Annotated in this window: 17 protein-coding genes; 8 read left to right on the top strand and 9 right to left on the bottom strand. The window is 67.5% G+C overall.

The annotated features are described in order from the left end of the window. Positions 1-2: 2 nt before the first annotated feature. From cas7e to NFT33_RS02255, 6 genes are all read right to left on the bottom strand, one after another. Positions 3-1,064, bottom strand: a complete 1,062-nt coding sequence (gene cas7e, locus NFT33_RS02280) for a type I-E CRISPR-associated protein Cas7/Cse4/CasC (protein ID WP_251672848.1) — start codon at positions 1,062-1,064, stop codon at positions 3-5. Between the two features lie 68 nt (positions 1,065-1,132). Further along, on the bottom strand, positions 1,133-1,669 hold the full coding sequence (casB, locus tag NFT33_RS02275; protein WP_251672846.1) for a type I-E CRISPR-associated protein Cse2/CasB: 537 nt from the start codon (positions 1,667-1,669) through the stop codon (positions 1,133-1,135). 30 nt (positions 1,670-1,699) lie between these two features. Next, a complete protein-coding gene (gene casA, locus NFT33_RS02270) occupies positions 1,700-3,355 on the bottom strand; it encodes a type I-E CRISPR-associated protein Cse1/CasA (RefSeq protein ID WP_220784415.1) in 1,656 nt (551 codons plus the stop codon). Positions 3,356-3,672: 317 nt separating this feature from the next. Then, positions 3,673-6,465: a CRISPR-associated helicase Cas3' gene (gene cas3, locus NFT33_RS02265; RefSeq protein ID WP_251672844.1), complete on the bottom strand. Its 2,793-nt coding sequence runs from the start codon at positions 6,463-6,465 to the stop codon at positions 3,673-3,675. Between the two features lie 153 nt (positions 6,466-6,618). Continuing rightward, positions 6,619-7,035 (bottom strand): signal peptide prediction, encoded by a 417-nt coding sequence (locus NFT33_RS02260; RefSeq protein WP_251672842.1) that lies wholly within the window; start codon positions 7,033-7,035, stop codon positions 6,619-6,621. After that, positions 7,032-7,430, bottom strand: a complete 399-nt coding sequence (locus NFT33_RS02255; RefSeq protein WP_220784412.1) for a VOC family protein — start codon at positions 7,428-7,430, stop codon at positions 7,032-7,034. Before NFT33_RS02255 ends, NFT33_RS02260 begins: the two co-directional genes overlap by 4 nt. A 114-nt stretch (positions 7,431-7,544) precedes the next feature. Between NFT33_RS02255 and argA the strand changes: the two genes are divergently transcribed. The 6 genes from argA (at position 7,545) to moaA (ending at position 13,014) form a co-directional block, all read left to right on the top strand. Further along, the gene (gene argA / locus NFT33_RS02250; RefSeq protein WP_149503668.1) at positions 7,545-8,885 is read left to right on the top strand and encodes an amino-acid N-acetyltransferase; all 1,341 of its coding nucleotides are present in this window, start codon (positions 7,545-7,547) and stop codon (positions 8,883-8,885) included. Between the two features lie 32 nt (positions 8,886-8,917). Further along, on the top strand, positions 8,918-9,190 hold the full coding sequence (locus NFT33_RS02245) for an oxidative damage protection protein (RefSeq protein WP_037477070.1): 273 nt from the start codon (positions 8,918-8,920) through the stop codon (positions 9,188-9,190). Positions 9,191-9,377: 187 nt separating this feature from the next. Next, positions 9,378-10,430 (top strand): extracellular solute-binding protein, encoded by a 1,053-nt coding sequence (locus NFT33_RS02240; RefSeq protein ID WP_251672840.1) that lies wholly within the window; start codon positions 9,378-9,380, stop codon positions 10,428-10,430. Between the two features lie 123 nt (positions 10,431-10,553). Beyond that, entirely contained in the window at positions 10,554-10,907 is a 354-nt protein-coding gene (locus tag NFT33_RS02235) for an H-NS histone family protein (RefSeq protein WP_149503670.1), read from the top strand. A 336-nt stretch (positions 10,908-11,243) separates the two neighbouring features. Further along, a complete protein-coding gene (locus NFT33_RS02230) occupies positions 11,244-11,777 on the top strand; it encodes a C40 family peptidase (protein WP_180692943.1) in 534 nt (177 codons plus the stop codon). Positions 11,778-11,838: 61 nt separating this feature from the next. After that, entirely contained in the window at positions 11,839-13,014 is a 1,176-nt protein-coding gene (gene moaA / locus NFT33_RS02225) for a GTP 3',8-cyclase MoaA (RefSeq protein ID WP_251672838.1), read from the top strand. Between the two features lie 13 nt (positions 13,015-13,027). Here moaA and ispF read toward each other — a convergent pair whose 3' ends face one another. The 3 genes from ispF to ispD all read right to left on the bottom strand — a co-directional run bounded on the left by ispF (position 13,028) and on the right by ispD (position 14,907). Further along, a complete protein-coding gene (gene ispF, locus NFT33_RS02220; RefSeq protein WP_251672836.1) occupies positions 13,028-13,540 on the bottom strand; it encodes a 2-C-methyl-D-erythritol 2,4-cyclodiphosphate synthase in 513 nt (170 codons plus the stop codon). A gap of 14 nt (positions 13,541-13,554) precedes the next feature. Next, a complete protein-coding gene (locus NFT33_RS02215) occupies positions 13,555-14,130 on the bottom strand; it encodes an NYN domain-containing protein (protein WP_149503672.1) in 576 nt (191 codons plus the stop codon). Positions 14,131-14,202: 72 nt separating this feature from the next. Continuing rightward, positions 14,203-14,907, bottom strand: a complete 705-nt coding sequence (gene ispD / locus NFT33_RS02210) for a 2-C-methyl-D-erythritol 4-phosphate cytidylyltransferase (RefSeq protein ID WP_251672834.1) — start codon at positions 14,905-14,907, stop codon at positions 14,203-14,205. 94 nt (positions 14,908-15,001) lie between these two features. On the opposite strand from ispD, the gene NFT33_RS02205 reads away from it, so the two are divergent. Together NFT33_RS02205 and mfd are read left to right on the top strand one after the other, a co-directional pair. After that, entirely contained in the window at positions 15,002-15,643 is a 642-nt protein-coding gene (locus NFT33_RS02205) for an FABP family protein (protein ID WP_149503673.1), read from the top strand. A gap of 46 nt (positions 15,644-15,689) precedes the next feature. Beyond that, on the top strand, positions 15,690-19,151 hold the full coding sequence (gene mfd, locus NFT33_RS02200; RefSeq protein ID WP_251672832.1) for a transcription-repair coupling factor: 3,462 nt from the start codon (positions 15,690-15,692) through the stop codon (positions 19,149-19,151). Positions 19,152-19,207 lie beyond the last annotated feature (56 nt).

The raw sequence follows: 19,207 nt of genomic DNA, 5'->3' as shown, positions 1-19,207 counted from the left end.
CGTCACTCCGAGACGAACCGGATCAGGTCATCGATGCGGCCCTGCGGCTTCTCGACGTTCACCGTCTGCCGACTCTCGGCGCAGATGCCATACACCTCGTCGAAATTGGCGCAGCGGGTTTCCAGGGCACCAACCGCCTTGTCGAACAGGCTCTCCTCGCCATAGGGCTTGACCGGCTTGAGGAAGGCCTGGGCCAGCGAGCGGGGCTGCTGGTCGCCCTTTTCGGCCATGACATAGCCGGCATAGGCCCGCGACGCGAAGCTGTTCTGCATGCCGGTGGGCGCCACCCGGGTCACGGCAGTCACCAGGGCCGCCAGGGCACGCGCCGTCAGGGCATCGTCATGGCCGAGGTTCTTCCTCAGCAGGGCGCGGTCGATGGCGATGTAGAGATAGAACAGGCCGGCGCCATAACCACGTTCGCCGATGTGACCGGCCCCCGTGGCCCCACGCGTGTTCAGGTCATCGACGGCGCTGAAGTAGTCGTCCTCGACCGCGGCACGGTGCACGGTGATGGCGTGCGCCACCTGCACGGCGGCCTCGACGTTGTGAGCCGGCGAGTCGGCCAGCATGCGGCCGAACATGGCAATGTCCACCGCCTGACGCGGGTGGGCCAGCAGCTTCAGCTCGTCCTCGGTCGGCTTGTCCTTGCGCTCGATCAGCCGGCCCACCAGCGCCTCGATGGCCGCCAGTTCCTCGGGGCTGAAATGCGCGAGCTGCTCGATATCCAGATCCTCGTTGTTCTCCGTCTTCTTGTCCGACTTGGGCTTGCCGAACTGGCGCGCGATGTCCTTGGCCCACTCGCGGGCCGACTTCTCGCCCACCCCGCCCTCGACCAGCTGGTCGAAGACCTGTCGGCCGATCTGCTTGGTGCGGGTGCCGAGATGCCCGGCCAGGGCCGACTCGAAGGCCTCGGAGGTGCGCCAGGCCCGCTTGAGACTCTGGGACGACACGCGCAGCCGGTTCGCGTCACCGACCAGCGCGGTCTTCGGGCGACCGGTGTCGTCGCGGTTCAGGTTGGAAGGCGGGTAGCTGGTCAGGACATGCAGCTGGATGAAACGGGACATGGTCAACCTCTCTGTCTCTCGAATGAATGAACGTGCGTGCGTGCAGGCAGGCAGGCGGATGGGCGGACTCAGGCGCCCGGCTTGTCGGGCCAGCGATAGGCGTAGGCCCACTGCTTGCGGACAAAGTCACCCCAGCCGAACAGGTCGTCTGCCAGGCGGGCCGGATCGGCACGGTGCTCGATCAGGGGCAGGGTTCGCCTCAGGCCGACGAACAGAGCATCCAGATCGGGCGACTCCAGCAGCCGGGCAAACCTCAGCTCGCTGACGGCATTGCGGTCGGACCCTTCCGCACGCCGGCTCATGGCGTCCGGCAGAGAGCTGCCATCCTGATCTTTCAGGTGCGCAGCCAGGCCGATCAGCGCCGCGATGCGGTCCTGTTCGTGAGGCAGCCAGGGCGCACCTTCATGCCGGTCAAGCAGACGCCGGTAGATGCGCTGATAAGCCGGCAGGCAGACCACGGCAGAAACGGACTCGGCACGTCTCAGGGACGCACGGTCGGCACGCACAGGGCCAGGCGCGGTCTCGCTGTGAAGCTGGTGCCACCAGGACAGGAATTCGGCCTTCACGGCGGACTGCAACCGATGGCGGGAATGTGGGCTGGACATGGTTCCTCCTCTGGCAGGGGTCGGTGGGATTCACTTTCCGGTTCGGACCGGACTCGCCTTGCCAGCCTTGCCGGCCTTTTCCTTCTTGGCAGGCTTGGCCTCGACGGGCAGCGCCAGGGCGGTGCGCAGCTTCGGTCCGTACAGACTCTTGCGCAGCTGCTCATGCGCCTTGGCAATGCGGGCCGGGTTCTGACGCTCGATCACGCCCGTCCCCACCCACTCGGTCTCGAACAGCGCCAGGACATGGCGCTGCAACGCAGACAGCCAGCGCTCCGCCAGCGAAGCGCTCGGCTCCGCGGACCGATTGCGCGCAGCGTGAATCAGATCGCGCAGCAGCCGATAGAAATCCGCTTCAGTGCGCGACCAGAACGACGCATCGACATGGCTGAACTCGCCCCGGGCGTCATGACTGAACCAGGCATCCTTGACCGCACCGCGCAGATAGCTCGCCGCCAGCTCCGCGCCGTTGATCCAGTCGGTCACAGCCTCACGGATCCGGGACTGTGCCGCTGTGTCGCAGCCCGTCAGGTCATAGAGAGGCATGGCGGACTCGTACCAGCAGCGAGCCTTCATGTTGTCCATGTCATAGCCAAAGGCCCACAGCCTCAGCCCGATGCCCAGATCCGTCTCGCCCTGGGCCATGAAGAAGGCGGCCACCACAGTCGCCTGCTCGACCCGGCGCTTCTCGCTGGTCATGCCCAACACCCAGCCCAGCCAATGCCGGTAGCCGAAGCCCCCCGGCTGGGGATGCATCGGCAGCATCCCTTCCTTGGCCTGGTAGTAGGGACTGAGCGGATGCTTCCACGCTCCCTTGTAGTTGAGCCCCTGAGGGCGAGCCACATACTGCTGCAGACAGCGCTCCGAGGCACGGCCACAGATGTCGCAGGAGCCGGACGTGACAGCATCGAAGTCCAGCCGGATGCGCCTGGGCATGCCCCAGTACGCATGCAGCGGATGAACCTGAGAGGGGGCCGTCTCGCCGCCCGCCTTCTGGATGCGTCCGATGCTGGCCATCCATGGAAAGATGCGGAACAGCTCGTCGGACTCCGGGTCATCGCCGATCGGACTCAAAACGACCTGTTCCAGAACATTGAGCCAGAGCGTACGCCACAGCGGTGCGTCGCCCCCCGCATCCTGATTCGCCAGCAACAGCGTGGTCAGTGGCCCACCTCCTCTCAGGCCTGTGCGATTGCCCGCTCCGCCCGACGGCGCATTCGTCTGCAAGGTGAACAAGGCCAGGCCGGCACAGTGCGGGCACATGAGGCGGACATGGTCGCGCTTGATGAAGTGATCGCTGTTGTTCTTGATCGTGTTTTCGCCAGGGGATTCGATCAGGAGGCTGCTGATGTTCACCGCATCGCCATCGGCTGCCCGCAGGTCGAAGTCCTGCATGAACCGGGGGCCATCGCCATCAAGCTCGAAAGCGGCGGCATGAGGCTCAAACGCCGCCTGCAGAGCGGCTTCGTCCGGCGGGGTCGCCAGCAGCCTTTTCCACCGTGCGACGCTTTTCGGCGCCATGCTGCTTTGCAGCAGCGCGATCGCGAACTGGGCCAGAGCGCCGTTGAAATCGGCCCGATCGGCGTCAAACGCCACCCAGGCGGGATGGCTCAGCTGACAGGGCCGAATCCAGACTCTTTGACCATCGGCAGCGCGAACCGGGATCCAGGACTCTGCAAGAAGGTTCATGACAGGCTCCTGTTCGCGCAGATCGGCTCACGGCTCTGCTCCTCGCCCCACCGGGCCTTGATGACAGACCCTCGCCAAAACACGTCACTCCACATCTTTCACCTCCCGTCAGATCCGGACCCGTGTCAGTGCACAGAACAGCCCGCAGTCTATACAAAAGCAGGTTGTCCGAGTCCATAAATCTGAAAAATCTTGATGTGCCACACTCGCGCCGCAAGTTCTCCTTCCAAAGCTAAGGAGATGAACCGCAGGTAGGCCGTGTCCAGATGGCCGAATCGGTCTGTTCCTCATCGCGATGGGGATCCGGCGCCGGGTGTTCAACCATCCGGCGCCATGTTCACCAGACCGCTGCGGGCGTCATATCGCCACTGCCGGATGACCTCGCCGTCTCGCGCATTTGCAGCGACGGCCTGGCCGGTGAACTGCCCCCCGATGGCCTCCAAGGGCAGCAGCACCACCCAGCGCCCGCCTCCGGGCAATGACTCCGCAACAGCCTCGATCTCGGCCTGACGCACCGGATCGGTTTCCACAGGCGTGCTTGCGATCAACCGCCGCGGCACTTTCACGGTGCTGTAGGCCCAGGCATGGGCGATGGGCTTGTCATGGCGCCAGGGCAGCAGCCGCCCCCCATCCCAGCAGCCGAGCAGCACATCCATCGTGTCCTCGCCAAGACGCGAAGGCGCCACCGTGTCCTCACTCCAGTCGAGCCCAAGGCGCCGATAGCCCCGATCCAGATGCGCCCCGTTGCGGTCCGCAAGCGAGCGATCTCCCCAGGCCTCGCCCTCGGCGCGGTTGGCATGACCCTGCAAGCCCGGCGGCACGGCACTGTCCTCACCGAAGACGCCCTCGATCAGCGCGCGGGCATCGTCAGGCATGGCAAATGCGCCCCGCTGCAACCAGCGCGCCGTCAGCCACAGATGACCAGGGTTCGGATAGACCCTCGCAGACTTCGGGAAGACCTTCTTGAACCACGACGCCTCTGGCGCCTCGCTCCAGGCCGGCCCCAGCACCCACAGGCACGGCTCGCCGCGCTGGTCGGCTGCGCTGCGGTCCGCAAGCCGATGCCCCAAGGCATCACGCACATGGCGCCGCAGGCGCCCGGCACGCTGGATGAGTCGATCGATCGGCGCGAGGTCGGACACCACCAGATCAAGATCGATGTCCAGCGACTGCTCAGCCACCTGAGTGGCGATGAGCAGGCGGCCAGCCCGCTGCCGGGGACCGCTGGCCGGGCCGAAATGCGTCAGCACGTGCTCCTCGATGTCCAGCCGATCGCCGAGCGTGAATCGGGCATGGAACAGCACGATGCGATCTGCATCGATGAGGGCCGACAGCTCGGCCTGGGCCTCCAGGGCATCGCTGACGGTGTTGCGGATCCAGGCCGCGCACTGCCCGGCATCCAGCGCCGCACGGATGGTCTCGACGACCGCAGCACGGTCCGACTCGTAGCGAACCCGTACCGTACGGCGCACGTCCGGCCGTGTGGCCACAGGCGTCTCGACCACAAGGGATGGCAAGGCGGCACACCAGGAAGTGGTCAGCGGATAGCGCTGCTGTGCCAATGCCGGCAGGCGACGCTGACCACGGCCCTTGGCAAAGGCTTTCAGCAACGCACTCTTCATGGCCTGCGGCAGCGTCGCCGACAGCAGCACCGCACTGCCGCCCGATCGGGCATGGAACTCCAGCAGCAACTCCAGCACGCGCTGCATGTAGGCGTCGCAGGCATGAACCTCGTCGATGACCAGCACCTTGCGCATCAGCCCAAGCAGTCGCAGCGACTGATGCTTGCTCTGCAAGGCCGCCAGCAGCGCCTGATCGACCGTGCCCACACCGGCAGGCGCCAGCAAGGCCCGCTTGTTGTGGTCGGCCAGCCAGCGTGTGCAGCGCCGCGTGGCGCTTTCGTCGGCCTGCCGTGGATCGTGTTCGTCGACGCCCGGCGGAAGAATCGAGCCCGCGAACTCCTCGACCAGCTTCTTGTTGCGGTGCGCCAGCACCAGGCTGACGGGGTGAGCGAAGAGCCGGTCGTACAGGTCAGCGATGCGTCCGTACATCGCATTGGCCGTGGCCATCGTGGGCAGGCCGATGAAGAAGCCATCAGCACACCCGGCCGCCATCAGCCGGTGAACAAGCATCACGGCGGCTTCCGTCTTGCCTGCCCCAGTGACATCCTCGAGCAGATGGATCTGGGGCCCGGAGGCCAAGGGCACAGCACGGGCCCAGTCCTGCAATGGGGACGGCACCGCGATGTGCGGAAACAGGAAGTCGAACGCATGCTCGACCGCGCGACTCGCCGGCAGAACCCCACAGGCATCGACCGCCCGCTCGGCCTTGGTCTGGGCGAGCACCCAGTAGTCGCCGAGCGCCATGGGAACCGACTGGTAGTCGAAGACTTCGGCATTCGATCCGATCCAGTCGGCCAGCACGGCCAGCCCGGCCATCCACCAGGAGAGCTCCTGACTGATCTCACAGAACGCATCGACATCGAACAGACGCGGGAACGCCACGGCCTCGGAGGGCAGCAGCAAGGTGCGAACGCTGCGAACGAACTCGATGGCCGCCTCGATGTCCTGCGGGCGGAAATGGCGGTGAAGCGCATGGGACTGCTCGATGGGCGGCTGCCCGTGGTGCCCCATGACGGATCGAGCCCAGTACAGGAGACCCTCGCCGATCTCGGCATCGTCGCCGAACCAGGCTTCCTGCCTGGCAACAGGCTGAATCACGCTGGCCCACAGCCACATGCCCAGGCTGTCATGCCTGACCCCAGGCAAGCCCAGATTGGCAGGCACCACGCCCTGCAGACGAGCCACCAGCTCCGGGCACTGCCCTTGAAAGCTGATCGAGAACTTGCCAAGGTCGTGAATCGCCAGCCAGAAGGCAAGCCAGGCGATGACGGCCTCCTCGCTCAGCTCTTCTTCACAGGAAGTTCGCAGCCTCTCCTGAATCCACCGCAGCAGTCCAGGCGCTCGCCGCAGATAGGCCCGCCCCACGGCAGCGACATCCAGACAGTGGAAGGCCAGCAGATGATGATCTGGCCCCGAGCTGTCCGCGACGGGGCGAGCCTTGCCCCAATAAGGCGATACACCGACAAAGAGTCGATCTTTTTCCAGCATCACATCCTGCCCTGAATGCATGTGCCCGAAGTCTCTTCGCTTCGATAGGCACAGGCACCATAGCCGGGGAAGTGAAAGTCACATTTCCGGCACCGTGCGGCATCACCGCTTGCCGTGAAAAATCACACACCAGCCAAGGCAGGCGGCGCCGGCTCATGCGCGGCGCGCCGGCCGGTGCGCACGCGCCTCGGCCTGCCGCTCGAACAGGTTGTCATGGTAGAGATGCCCTCCGCGCGCCCAGGCCCACAGGCTGGCCAGCGGATAGGCGAGCAGGAACAGCGCCCCGAGCTGCTCGTACTGGCGCACATGCACCTGCTCGTGCGGCCGCAGCCGCGCCAGCAGCTCGTGGCTCTGGCCGATGACCACATGCCCGAGCGTGATCGCGCCGAACGGCAGCGCCCTCACCCGCCGCAGCAGCCCCGCCTGGAGCGGCCGCAGCCCGACCTCCAGCACGCCCTCGACACGCCGCGCGCTGCCCCCGGCCAGCAGCACCGGCGCCGCGGCGACCAGGCCGACAAGGGTGCAGGGCAGCGCCCACAGCCGAGGCAGCAGCCGGCCCGCCCCGATCACGGCACCGCCGGCAGATACCCGATCACCCCGAACACCGCCCCCTGAGGATCCTGCAGCATCGCGAAGCGGCCGATCTCGGGAATGTCGGTCGGAGGCAGCAGCACCCGGCCGCCGAGCGCGGCGCATTCGCCGGCGGTCTCGTCGACGTTGTCGACCGTCACATAGCTGCCCCAGTGCGGCGGCATCGCCGGCGGGGCGTCGGGCGGCATGGGCATGATGCCGGCGACCGGCTCGCCCTCGAGATGGGCAACGCGGTAGCCCTCGGGCAGGTCCGGCATGGCGCGGGTCTGGAAGGTCCAGCCGAAGAGCTGGTGGTAGAAGTCGGCGGCACGCGCCGGGTCGGGCGTCATCAGCTCGTTCCAGCTGAACACACCGTGGGTGTTGACGGGATCCATCAAGCTGCTCCTTTGGCGAGAGAGTCGGAGGACGCAGCGATCGTGTGACGCGAGGTGCGGCGCGTCAACCGGCTCCGACCCCGATCGGCCTGCTCGGGCACAATGCCGCTCACCATGAGTCTCGTCTTCCCGCACACCTTCGTCCCCTGGTTCCGTTCGGTCGCGCCGCACATTCATGCGTACCACGGCAAGACCTTCGTCGTCGGCATGGCGGGCGAGCTGATCGCCGCCGGCAAGCTCAACGCCTTCGCGCAGGACCTGTCGCTGCTGCACGCGATGGGCATCCGCCTGGTGCTGGTGCACGGCTTCCGGCCGCAGGTCGACGAGCAGCTGCGCGCCAAGGGCCAGACCTCGCGCTACAGCCACGGCAAGCGCATCACCGATCCGGTCGCGCTCGACTGCGCCCAGGAAGCCGCCGGCCAGCTGCGCTTCGAGATCGAGGCCGCCTTCTCGCAGGGCCTGCCCAACACCCCGATGGCCAACTCGACCGTGCGGGTGGTCTCGGGCAACTTCCTGACCGCGCGGCCGGTGGGCATCGTCGACGGCGTCGACTTCATGCACAGCGGCCTGGTGCGCAAGGTCGACTCGGGCCTGATCCGCCGCGCCATCGACATCGGCGCGCTGGTGCTGCTGTCGCCCTTCGGCTTCTCGCCGACCGGCGAGGCCTTCAACCTGACGATGGAGGATGTCGCCACCGCCACCGCGGTTGCGCTGCAGGCCGACAAGCTGCTGTTCCTGACCGAGATCGCCGGCATCCGCGAAGACCTCGACGACCCGGAAAGCGCCATCGACACCGAGCTGTCGCTGGCCGAGGCGCGCCGGCTGCTCGAGCGCCTGCCCGCCCCCACCCGCCCGACCGATCCGGCCTTCTACCTGCAGCACTGCGTCAAGGCCTGCGAGGGCGGCGTGGAGCGCTCGCACATCCTGCCCTTCGCCGCCGACGGCTCCATCCTGATGGAGATCTTCACCCACGACGGCGTGGGCACGATGGTGGTCGACGAGAAGCTCGAGAGCCTGCGCGAGGCCACCTCCGACGATGTCGGCGGCATCCTGCAGCTGATCGAGCCCTTCGAGCGCGACGGCACGCTGGTCAAGAGGAGCCGCACCGAGATCGAGCGCGACATCGGCGCCTACACCATCATCGAGCACGACGGCATCATCTTCGGCTGCGCCGCGCTCTACCCCTACCCCGAGGCGCGCACCGGCGAGATGGCCGCGGTGACGATCTCGCCGCAGGTGCAGGGCCAGGGCGACGGCGAACGCATCCTCAAGCGCATCGAGCAGCGCGCCCGCGCGATGAAGCTCGACAGCATCTTCGTGCTGACGACCCGCACCATGCACTGGTTCGTCAAGCGCGGCTTCCAGCAGGTCGACCCCGACTGGCTGCCCGAGGCCCGCAAGCGCAAGTACAACTGGGACCGGCGCTCGCAGGTGCTGGTCAAGAAGCTGAACTGATCCCTCTCCACGACAAGAAAGGAAGAATCCCCATGGCACGTACCGTCCAATGCGTCCTGCTGAAGAAGGAAGGCGACGGCCTCGACTTCGCGCCCTATCCCGGCGAGCTGGGCAAGCGCATCTACCTGAACGTCTGCAAGGAAGCCTGGCAGCAGTGGCTCAAGCACCAGACCATGCTGGTCAACGAGAACCGCCTGAACCTGGCCGATGCGCGCGCACGCCAGTATCTGGCCCGCCAGATGGAGAACTACTTCTTCGGCGCCGGCGCCGACCAGCCGACCGGCTACGTGCCGCCGTCGGCCTGAATTCCCGGGCCCCGGCCCGAACCGGACCGAGCCGGCCGCGTGCCGGCTTTTTTGCGTGCGTGCGCGCCACGCCATGCCGCGGCAAACCAGACCGTCATCCGTGGACAAAAGAACACAATTGCGAATGATTCACGTTAACTGATATCATGTCCTGGCTCACCAACCTGCCGGCGCTGGCCGGACTGCCATGACTGCAAAGAACACCCTGAAGACGCTCGCCGGACTGATTTCCTGCCTCGGCGCCCTGGCGGCCACCCCGGCCCTGGCCCAGGAACAGGTGCTGAACCTGTATTCGGCGCGGCATTACCAGACCGACGAGGCCCTGTTCTCGAATTTCACCAAGGCCACCGGCATCAAGATCAACATCGTCAGCGCAGACGATGCCGGCATTCTGCAGCGACTGAAAAGCGAAGGCGCCGCCAGCCCGGCCGACGTGATCCTGCTGGTCGATGCGGCGCGGCTGTGGTTCGCGCAAACCAATGACCTGTTCGCACCGGTCAAGTCGAGCTATCTGGAGCAGCGCATTCCGGCGCAGCTGCGCGGCAAGGACGCCGGCCAGGGTTCGGAATGGTTCGGCTATTCGACCCGCGCCCGGGTCGTCGTCTACAACAAGCTGAAGGTCAAGCGCGAGGATGTGGACAGCTACGCCAAGCTGGCCGATCCGAAGCTCAAGGGCCAGTTCTGCTCGCGCAGCGGCTCGCATCCCTACAACCTGTCGCTGTTCGGCTCGTATCTGGAGCATGCCGGCCCGGCCGCGACCGAAGCCTGGCTGAAGGGCCTGGTGGCCAATCAGGCGCGCGACCCCAAGGGCGGCGACACCGACCAGATCAAGGCCACCGCCTCGGGCGAATGCGGCGTGGCGCTGAGCAACACCTATTACATCGCCCGGATGATGCGCTCGAACAAGCCCGACGAGCGTGCCGCGATGGAGCAGGTCGGCGTGGTCTTCCCCAACCAGCAGAGCTGGGGCACGCATGTGAACGTGGCCGGCGGCGCGATGGCCCGCCATGCCAGGAATCGTGTCGCCGCGGTCAAGTTCCTCGAATATCTGGCCACCGATGAGGCCCAGCGCTACTTCGCCGATGGCAACAACGAATATCCGGCAGTCAGCGCGGTCAAGATCTCCAATCCGGCGCTGGACACGCTGGGCCCTTTCAAGCAGGAACTGATTCCGCTGTCGGCCGTGGGCCAGAACACCCCGAAGGTGCAGCAGATGCTGGACCGCGCCGGCTACAAGTGACACCACGCGAAGTGGCACGGTTCAGGATAACTTCCTGATTTTCCCGACAGGGATGGACAGCACGGGCGGATTGTTTCTAGAATCCGCCCGCACATCCATCCACCCTTCCGTTGGGAAAACAACATGAGCACCTATCAGGAACTCCTTGCCCGCCAGCAGGAACTCGCCCGCGAGCAGGCAGAACTCGAACGCCAGATCCAGGAAACCCTGCGCGCCGAGCGCGCCGGCGTGATCCAGCAGATCAAGGCCATGATGGCCGAACACGGTCTGACGGTCGCCGACCTGAGCAGCGGAAAACCCGGCCGGCCGGCCCGCGCCGCTTCGTCCGGAGATACCACGCCGGCCCGCAAGGTCGCGCCGAAATACCGCGACCCGGAGACCGGCGAGACCTGGTCGGGCCGCGGCCTGAAGCCGAAGTGGCTGTCGCACGCGATCGAGAATGGCCGCACGCTCGAGGAATTCACCATCGCCCAGTGATTCGTCCGAGTCACGAACGCAGCGGTCGCTGCACATGGCCGGGCTCGGCCAGTGCGACCGGTGCTGCAAGGCTGCCTGCGGGCAGCCTTTTTGCTGGTGCTCGCACGACGCCCGTGTCCGCAAATGTTTCTGATACATTTTCGGACTTTTGCAGATGCCGGAAGTGGCACCGAACGAAAAACCAACCCGTACCCCATCAGATCAGACTTTGGCGAGTCTTAAACCTTGCGCAGCCGTTCGGCATTGACATCTGCACACACCGTCCCTATCCTCGCCGGTGACTTTTCTCACACTTCCTCACCCATGACAGGCTTGCGCACAAAGACTCGCTCGAAGATGCTGATCGGTTCGGTGCTGCTGGCCCTGTCGATGAGCAGCACGGGGGTCCGGGCTGCCCCGGAAGATGCGGCGGATCCGATCCTGCGCTTCCTGGGTCAGCAGACCCAGAAGGCCTCCGAGACCGCCTCCGACCTGATCATGTCGGCGATGAACTTCCTGGGCGTGCGCTACCGCTTCGGCGGCACCAGCGAGGAAACCGGTTTCGACTGCAGCGGCTTCACCCGTCATGTGTTCGAGAACAGCGTCGGCCTGCTGCTGCCGCGCCGTGCCTCCGAACAGGCCGAGGCCGCAGGCCTGCTGACGGTGCGCAAGGAAGATCTGAAACCCGGCGATCTGGTGTTCTTCAACACCATGCGCCGCGCCTTCTCGCATGTGGGCATCTATGTCGGCGACGGCAAGTTCATCCATGCGCCGCGCACCGGCAGTTCCATCCGGGTCGACGACATGAACCAGTCCTACTGGACCACCCGCTTCGACGGCGCACGCCGCGCGCCGCAGGTCAATCCCGACGCGCCGGTGGTGCTGCGCTGAAGCGCTGAAGCCCTGACGCCGTGCAGATGCACGGCCTGCCCTTCGGGCACAATCGCGCCTCATGTCCGAACGCAACATCATCGCGATCCATGACCTGCGCAGCCCGGCGACAGGCGCGGGAATCCCGGAAATACCCGCGCTGCCTGCAGGCACCGAACTCTCGCCCGGCCTGCTGTCGGATTCCCTCGGACGCACGCTGCACGACCTGAGAATCTCGGTCACCGACCGCTGCAATTTCCGCTGCAGCTACTGCATGCCGAAGGAAGTCTTCGACAAGGACTATCGCTTCCTGCCGCAGACCGCCCTGCTGAGCTTCGAGGAAATGCTGCGCATCGCGCGCATTTTCGTGGCCTGCGGCGTGCGCAAGATCCGGCTGACCGGCGGCGAGCCGCTGCTGCGCCGCCATCTCGAGCATCTGGTGGCGATGCTGGCGGATCTGCGCACCCCGGACGGCGATCCGCTCGACCTGACGCTGACCACCAACGGCTCGCTGCTGGCGCGCAAGGCCGCTGCGCTGCGCCAGGCGGGTCTGCGCCGGGTCACCGTCAGCCTGGACGCGATGGACGACCGCATCTTCCGGGCGATGAACGATGTGGACTTTCCGGTGGCCGACGTGCTGGCGGGCATCGACGCGGCGGTGGCGGCCGGCCTGGGACCGGTCAAGGTCAACATGGTGGTCAAGCGCGGCACCAACGAGAACGAGATCGTTCCGATGGCACGCCATTTCCGCGAGCGCCATGGCGGCCAGGTGGTGCTGCGCTTCATCGAATACATGGATGTGGGCGCCACCAATGGCTGGCGCATGGACCAGGTGCTGCCTTCGGCCGAGGTGCGCGCGCGGCTGCATGCGGCCTTTCCTCTGGTGCCGCTGGACGCCGCCCAGCCCGGCGAGACAGCCGAGCGCTGGGCCTATGCCGACGGACGCGGCGAGGTGGGCTTCATCTCCAGCGTCACCCAGGCCTTCTGCGGCGACTGCAACCGCGCGCGGCTGTCGACCGAAGGCCAGCTCTATCTGTGCCTGTTCGCCGAACGCGGCCACGATCTGCGCACGCTGCTGCGCGGCGCACACCCCTCCGGCCGACCGTGGAGCGATGCGGAGATCGCCGCGGCGATCGGTCTGATCTGGCAGCGCCGCGACGACCGCTACTCGCAGCTGCGCGCCAGCCGGCCGGCCGAGACCGACACGCCAGAGAGCGGCGGCCGGCGCCGCATCGAGATGAGCTACATCGGCGGCTGAACACCGCCGGAATTCAGACCCGGGCCAGCAGACAGACCGCGCGGGCCTCGATCGACTCGCCGCGGCCGACCGGCCCGAGCTTCTCGGCGGTCTTGGCCTTGACATTGACGCAGGCCACATCGATGCCGACGCAGCGGGCGATCGACTCGCGCATCGCGCCGATGTGCGGCGCCATCTTCGGCGCCTGCGCGACGATGGTGCTGTCGATGTTGAGGATCTGCCAGCCCTCGGCGCGCACCCGGCGCGCCGCCTCGGCCAGCAGCCGGGCGCTGTCGGCGCCCTTGAACTCGAGCGCGGTGTCGGGGAAGTGCCGGCCGATGTCGCCCAGCGCAGCCGCGCCGAACAGCGCATCGGTGATCGCGTGCAGCAGCGCGTCGGCGTCCGAGTGGCCCAGCAGACCGCGGTCATGCGGGATGGTCACGCCACCCAGGATCAGCGGCCGGCCGGCGACCAGCGCATGCACATCCCAGCCCTCGCCGATGCGCAGCGCCGGCATCGTCATCGCAGCAGTCGTCGTCGTGCTCATGGGGCCGGTCGCACTCATGCGTGCGCGTGGTGGTGGGCGCCCGCCATCGCCGGCTTGTCCTTGTCGATCGCCGGGTGCATGTCGTCCATCCACAGCACCTGGTCGGCATAGCACTGCAGGTCGGTGGAGAGGTTGGACATCGCGCCGTGCAGCCAGAACTCCTTGTGCAGCTCGGACTTGATGTAGGTGATCGCCTCCTGGAAGTCGCCGTCGCCGGCCGACAGGATCAGGCGGTCGTAGACGCCCTGGGCCGCCAGCTTGACGATCAGCGTGGCGATGCCGACATCGACGCCCTTCTGCACCGAGCGGTGGAACTGGTGCGAGCAGTTCGGGCAGGTGGTGTTGAGGTCCTTGATGGTGTAGAGCTGCACGCGCATCTTCGGGCCGCGCGGCGGCGCCGACTTCAGCCAGCTGTGAAAGGCGTTCTGGCTCTCGGTGGCCGCATCCGGCGTCGAGTTCAGGTAATAGCACTCGTGCAGCGGGCCGCCGTTGGCGCGGGTGATCTCGGCCTTGAGCTTCAGGTAGTCGAAGGGCCGGTTGCGGCCATAGTTGAAAAGATAGGCTCCATCAACAATCCAGACAGTCTTCATGTGTTTTGTCTAAGTTAATCAGTAAAAACCAGATACGGCAGCGCATCATGCCACGATGGGCACAAGCGGAAATTAGACCGCGCCGAGCAGCCGTTCGGCGAGGGCAAAGTCCTCGGGCCAGGTGACTTTCAGATTGAGCAGATCGCCGCGCACCAGACGCGGGTCGTGGCCAAGGGCCTCGATCGCGCTGGACTCGTCGGTGATGTGCTCGCCGGCCTGGCGCAGCGCCGGCTGCAGCAGGCCCAGGCGGAACATCTGCGGCGTCTGCGCCACCCACTTGCCGGCACGGTCGACGGTGGCGGCCACCCGCGCGTGCGGCGCCTGCGCGGCCTGCTGCTTCAGGGTGTCGGCCACCGGCAGCGCCAGCAGGCCGCCGACCTCGTCGTCCCTGCAGGCGTCGATCAGCCGGTCGACCCAGGCCGGCTCGACCAGGCAGCGCGCGGCGTCATGCACCAGCACCCAGTCATGCGGCATCACGCCCTGCTCGAGCAGCGCCTGCAGGCCACCGGCGACGCTCTCGGCACGGCTGGCGCCGCCGCAGCGCGCCACCCGCAGCCGGGGATCGTGCGCCAGCTCGCCCACCGCGGCCTCGAAGGCGGTGTCGTCCGGCGACAGCACCACCAGCACCGAGGCCAGCCGCTCGACCTTCAGCAGCGCGCGCAGCGTGTGCACCACCATCGCCTCGCCGGCGATCGCGCGGTACTGCTTGGGCGCGCCGGCACCGGCGCGCTGGCCGACGCCGGCACAGGGCACCAGCGCATGACAACAGGGGGACATTCCGATCAGCATCCCGCGATTGTCGCCGCTGCGGCGATATAGAGTGATCGCAGCCTGCCATTGCAGCCACAGCCACAGCCACGAGCGATTCCCCATGAGCGACTTTCCTCAGGACATCTACACCGAACCGTCCGGCTACAGCCTCGACACCCTCGCCTGCCTGGGCCCGCTGCGGCGCATGGCCGGCGTCTGGACCGGCCGGCGCGGCCTGGACGTCAAGCCCAAGGCCGACGGCCCGCGCAAGCAGGCCTATGTCGAGCGGCTGGAGCTGCAGCCCGTCGACCCGGTCACCAACGGTCCGCAGCTGCTCTACGGCCTGCGCTATCACACCCACATCACCAAGCCCGAGCAGGTCAAGACCTACCACGAGCAGGTCGGCTACTGGCTGTGGGAGCCGGCCACCGGCTGCGTCATCCACACGCTGACCATTCCGCGCGGCCAGGTGGCGATGGCCGCCGGCCAGGCCAGCGCCGAGGCCGACCACTTCGAGCTGCACGCCACCCAGGGGCTCGACACCTGGGGCATCTGCTCCTCGCCCTTCCTGGACCATGCGTTCAAGACCACCGCGTTCCGCATCCGCGTCGACTTCCATGACGACGGCAGCTGGTCCTACGAGGAGGACACGGTGCTGCAGATCCGCGGCCGCGACGAGCCCTTCCACCATGTCGACCGCAACCACCTCGAGCGCGTCGCCGAAGCGACGCCCAATCCGCTGGCGCGGGTGAAGGCCGGCTGAGCCGCCGGCCGGCAGGCCCGGGGCGGCGCGCCTAGAATCGCCGCCCATGCAGCTGCCCCAGATCGCCCCCGGAAAACGCTTTACCGTTCCCCGCCCGACCGGCTCGGCCGACGCGCTGCTGCTGGCGCGCTTCGCCGAGCGGCAGGCCGAGCAGAAGAAGGTGCTGGCCGTCATCACCGCCGAGCCCGCCGACGTGCAGCGCCTGCCCGACGAGCTGGCCTTCTTCGCACCCGGCCTGCGGGTGGCCGTCTTTCCCGACTGGGAGACGCTGCCCTGGGACAGCTTCAGCCCGCACCAGGACCTGATCTCCGAGCGCCTGGCCACGCTGTGGCGCATCCACTCCGGCGAGGTCGACGTGGTGCTGCTGCCGGCCACCACCGCCCTCACCCGGCTGGCGCCGCCGGCCTTCCTCGCCGGCTACACCTTCCATTTCAAGAAGGGCCAGAAGCTCGACGAGGCGGGCCTGAAGTCGCAGCTCACGCTGGCGGGCTACCAGCATGTCAGCCAGGTGGTGTCGCCGGGCGAGTACGCGGTGCGCGGCGGCCTGATCGACCTCTACCCGATGGGCTCGGCCGTGCCCTACCGGGTCGACCTGTTCGACGACGAGGTCGACTCGATCCGCGTCTTCGACCCCGACAGCCAGCGCAGCCTCTATCCGGTGCCGGAGGTGCGGCTGCTGCCCGGGCGCGAGTTCCCGATGGACGAGCGCGCCCGCCAGGACTTCCGCGCCCGCTGGCGCGAGCGCATGGACGGCGACCCGAGCAAGGCGCGGCTGTACAAGGACATCGCGCAAGGCATCGCCGGCGGCGGCATCGAATATTTCCTGACGCTGTTCTTCGACGAGCCGGGGACGATCTTCGACTACCTGGGCGACGGCGCGGTGCTGGCCCTGCACGGCGAGGTGGGCGAGGCGATCGAGCGCTTCCATGCCGAGACGCGCGAGCGCCACCGGCTGATGCAGCTCGACCCCGAGCGGCCGATCCTGCCGCCCGAGGAGGTCTTCCTGCGTCAGGAGGACTTCTTCCAGCACTGCAACCGCCACGCGCAGCTCTCGGTGCGCGGCGCCGAGCCGGTCGAGTGGGCGCGGCCCCTGCCGGACCTGAGCGTCGACCGCAAGGGCCAGGACCCGCTGCACCGGCTGGAGGCCCACCTGGCGCGGCTGAGGAACGAGACCGGCGGCGCGCGCCTGCTGCTGGTGGCCGAGTCGGCCGGCCGGCGCGAGAGCCTGCTGGAGCTGCTGCGCGACCACCGGCTGGAGCCGCCGGCGGTGGACTCGCTCGCCGCCTTCCTGGCCAGCGATCACCGCTACGCGATCACCACCGCGCCGCTGTCGTCCGGCTTCATCTGGACCGACGCCGGCCCCGGCGGCGCGGTGCAGATCGTCACCGAGACCGAACTCTTCGACAGCGCGCCCACCACCCGGCGCCGGCGCCGCCAGGAGGCCACCAGCGATGTCGACGCGCTGATCAAGGACCTCTCCGAGCTGAAGATCGGCGACCCGGTGGTGCATTCCAGCCACGGCATCGGCCGCTACCAGGGGCTGGTCAGCATCGACCTGGGCGAAGGCCCGACCGAGTTCCTCTTCCTGGAATACGCCGACAAGGCCACGCTCTATGTGCCGGTGTCGCAGCTGCAGCTGATCAGCCGCTACACCGGCGTGAGCGCCGACGAGGCGCCGCTGCACAGGCTCGGCTCCGGCCAGTGGGAGAAGGCCAAGCGCAAGGCGGCCGAGCAGGTGCGCGACGCCGCCGCCGAGCTGCTCAACCTCTACGCCCGCCGCGCCGCGCGCGAGGGCTTCGCCTTCCGCTATTCGCCGCAGGACTACGAGGCCTTCGCCACCAGCTTCGGCTTCGAGGAGACGCCCGACCAGGCCGCCGCCATCCACGCGGTCATCCAGGACATGATCAGCCCGCGGCCGATGGACCGGCTGGTGTGCGGCGATGTCGGCTTCGGCAAGACCGAGGTGGCGCTGCGCGCGGCCTTCGTGGCCGTCACCGGCGGCAAGCAGGTGGCGCTCTTGGCGCCGACCACGCTGCTGGCCGAGCAGCACTACCAGACGATCGCCGACCGCTTCGCGCCCTGGCCGGTCAAGGTGGCCGAGATGAGCCGCTTCCGCTCGCCCAAGGAGGTCAAGGCGGCGATGGAGGGGCTGGCCGCCGGCACCATCGACATCGTCGTGGGCACCCACAAGCTGCTCAGCCCCGACACCAAGTTCAAGAATCTGGGCCTCTTGATCATCGACGAGGAGCACCGCTTCGGGGTGCGCCACAAGGAGCAGATGAAGGCGCTGCGCGCCGAGGTCGACGTGCTGACGCTGACCGCCACGCCGATTCCGCGCACGCTGGGCATGGCGCTGGAAGGCCTGCGCGACCTCTCGGTGATCGCCACCGCGCCGCAGCGCCGGCTGGCGATCAAGACCTTCGTGCGCAACGAGAACAAGGGCACCATCCGCGAGGCGGTGCTGCGCGAATTGAAGCGCGGCGGCCAGGTCTATTTCCTGCACAACGAGGTCGAGACGATCGAGAACCGGCGCCAGGCGCTGCAGGAACTGATTCCCGAGGCGCGCATCGGCGTCGCGCACGGCCAGATGCCCGAGCGCGAGCTGGAGAAGGTCATGCGCGACTTCGTCGCCCAGCGCCACAACCTGCTGCTGTGCTCGACCATCATCGAGACCGGCATCGACGTGCCCACCGCCAACACCATCGTGATGAGCCGCGCCGACAAGTTCGGCCTGGCGCAGCTGCACCAGCTGCGCGGACGCGTCGGCCGCAGCCACCACCAGGCCTACGCCTACCTGCTGGTGCCCGACATCGAGGGCCTGACCAAGCAGGCCGCGCAGCGCCTGGACGCGATCCAGAGCATGGAGGAGCTGGGCTCGGGCTTCTACCTGGCGATGCACGACCTGGAGATCCGCGGCGCCGGCGAGGTGCTGGGCGACAGCCAGAGCGGCAACATGATGGAGGTCGGCTTCCAGCTCTACAACGAGATGCTGGCCGAGGCGGTGCGTGCGCTGAAGGCCGGCAAGGAGCCCGACCTGCTCTCGCCCACCGGCTTCTTCGGCGGCACCACCGAGGTCAACCTGCATGCGCCGGCGCTGCTGCCCGACAGCTACTGCCCGGACGTGCAGGTGCGCCTGAACCTCTACAAGCGCCTGGCCACCGCCGACCGGCTGGACAAGATCGACGCGATGCTCGAGGAATGCGTCGACCGCTTCGGCAAGCTGCCGGCGCAGGGCCAGGCGCTGTTCGACCTGCACCGGCTGCGGGTGCAGGCGCGGCCCTACGGCATCCAGAAGATCGATGCCGGCCCGGCGGTGATGAACATCCACTTCCGCCCCAACCCGCCGATCGACCCGATGCGCATCATCGAGCTGGTGCAGAAGAACCGCAGCGTCAAGCTTGCCGGCAACGACAAGCTGCGCATCGAGCGGGCCTACCCGGACGCCAAGGACCGTGCGCAGTATGTGCGCGACGTGCTGCGGGCGCTGGGGCAGCCGCTCGGCGCGTGATCGAAGCCCACCGCAGCACGCCCGCTGCGCCCCGCCCGCCATCCCGCGTGGGTGCC

The organism is Sphaerotilus sp. FB-3, from assembly GCF_023706025.1.
Taxonomy (GTDB): Bacteria; Pseudomonadota; Gammaproteobacteria; order Burkholderiales; family Burkholderiaceae_C; genus Sphaerotilus; species Sphaerotilus sulfidivorans.
Note: the sequence above shows the minus strand (reverse complement) of the source record. Positions and strands in the feature narration are given on the sequence as shown.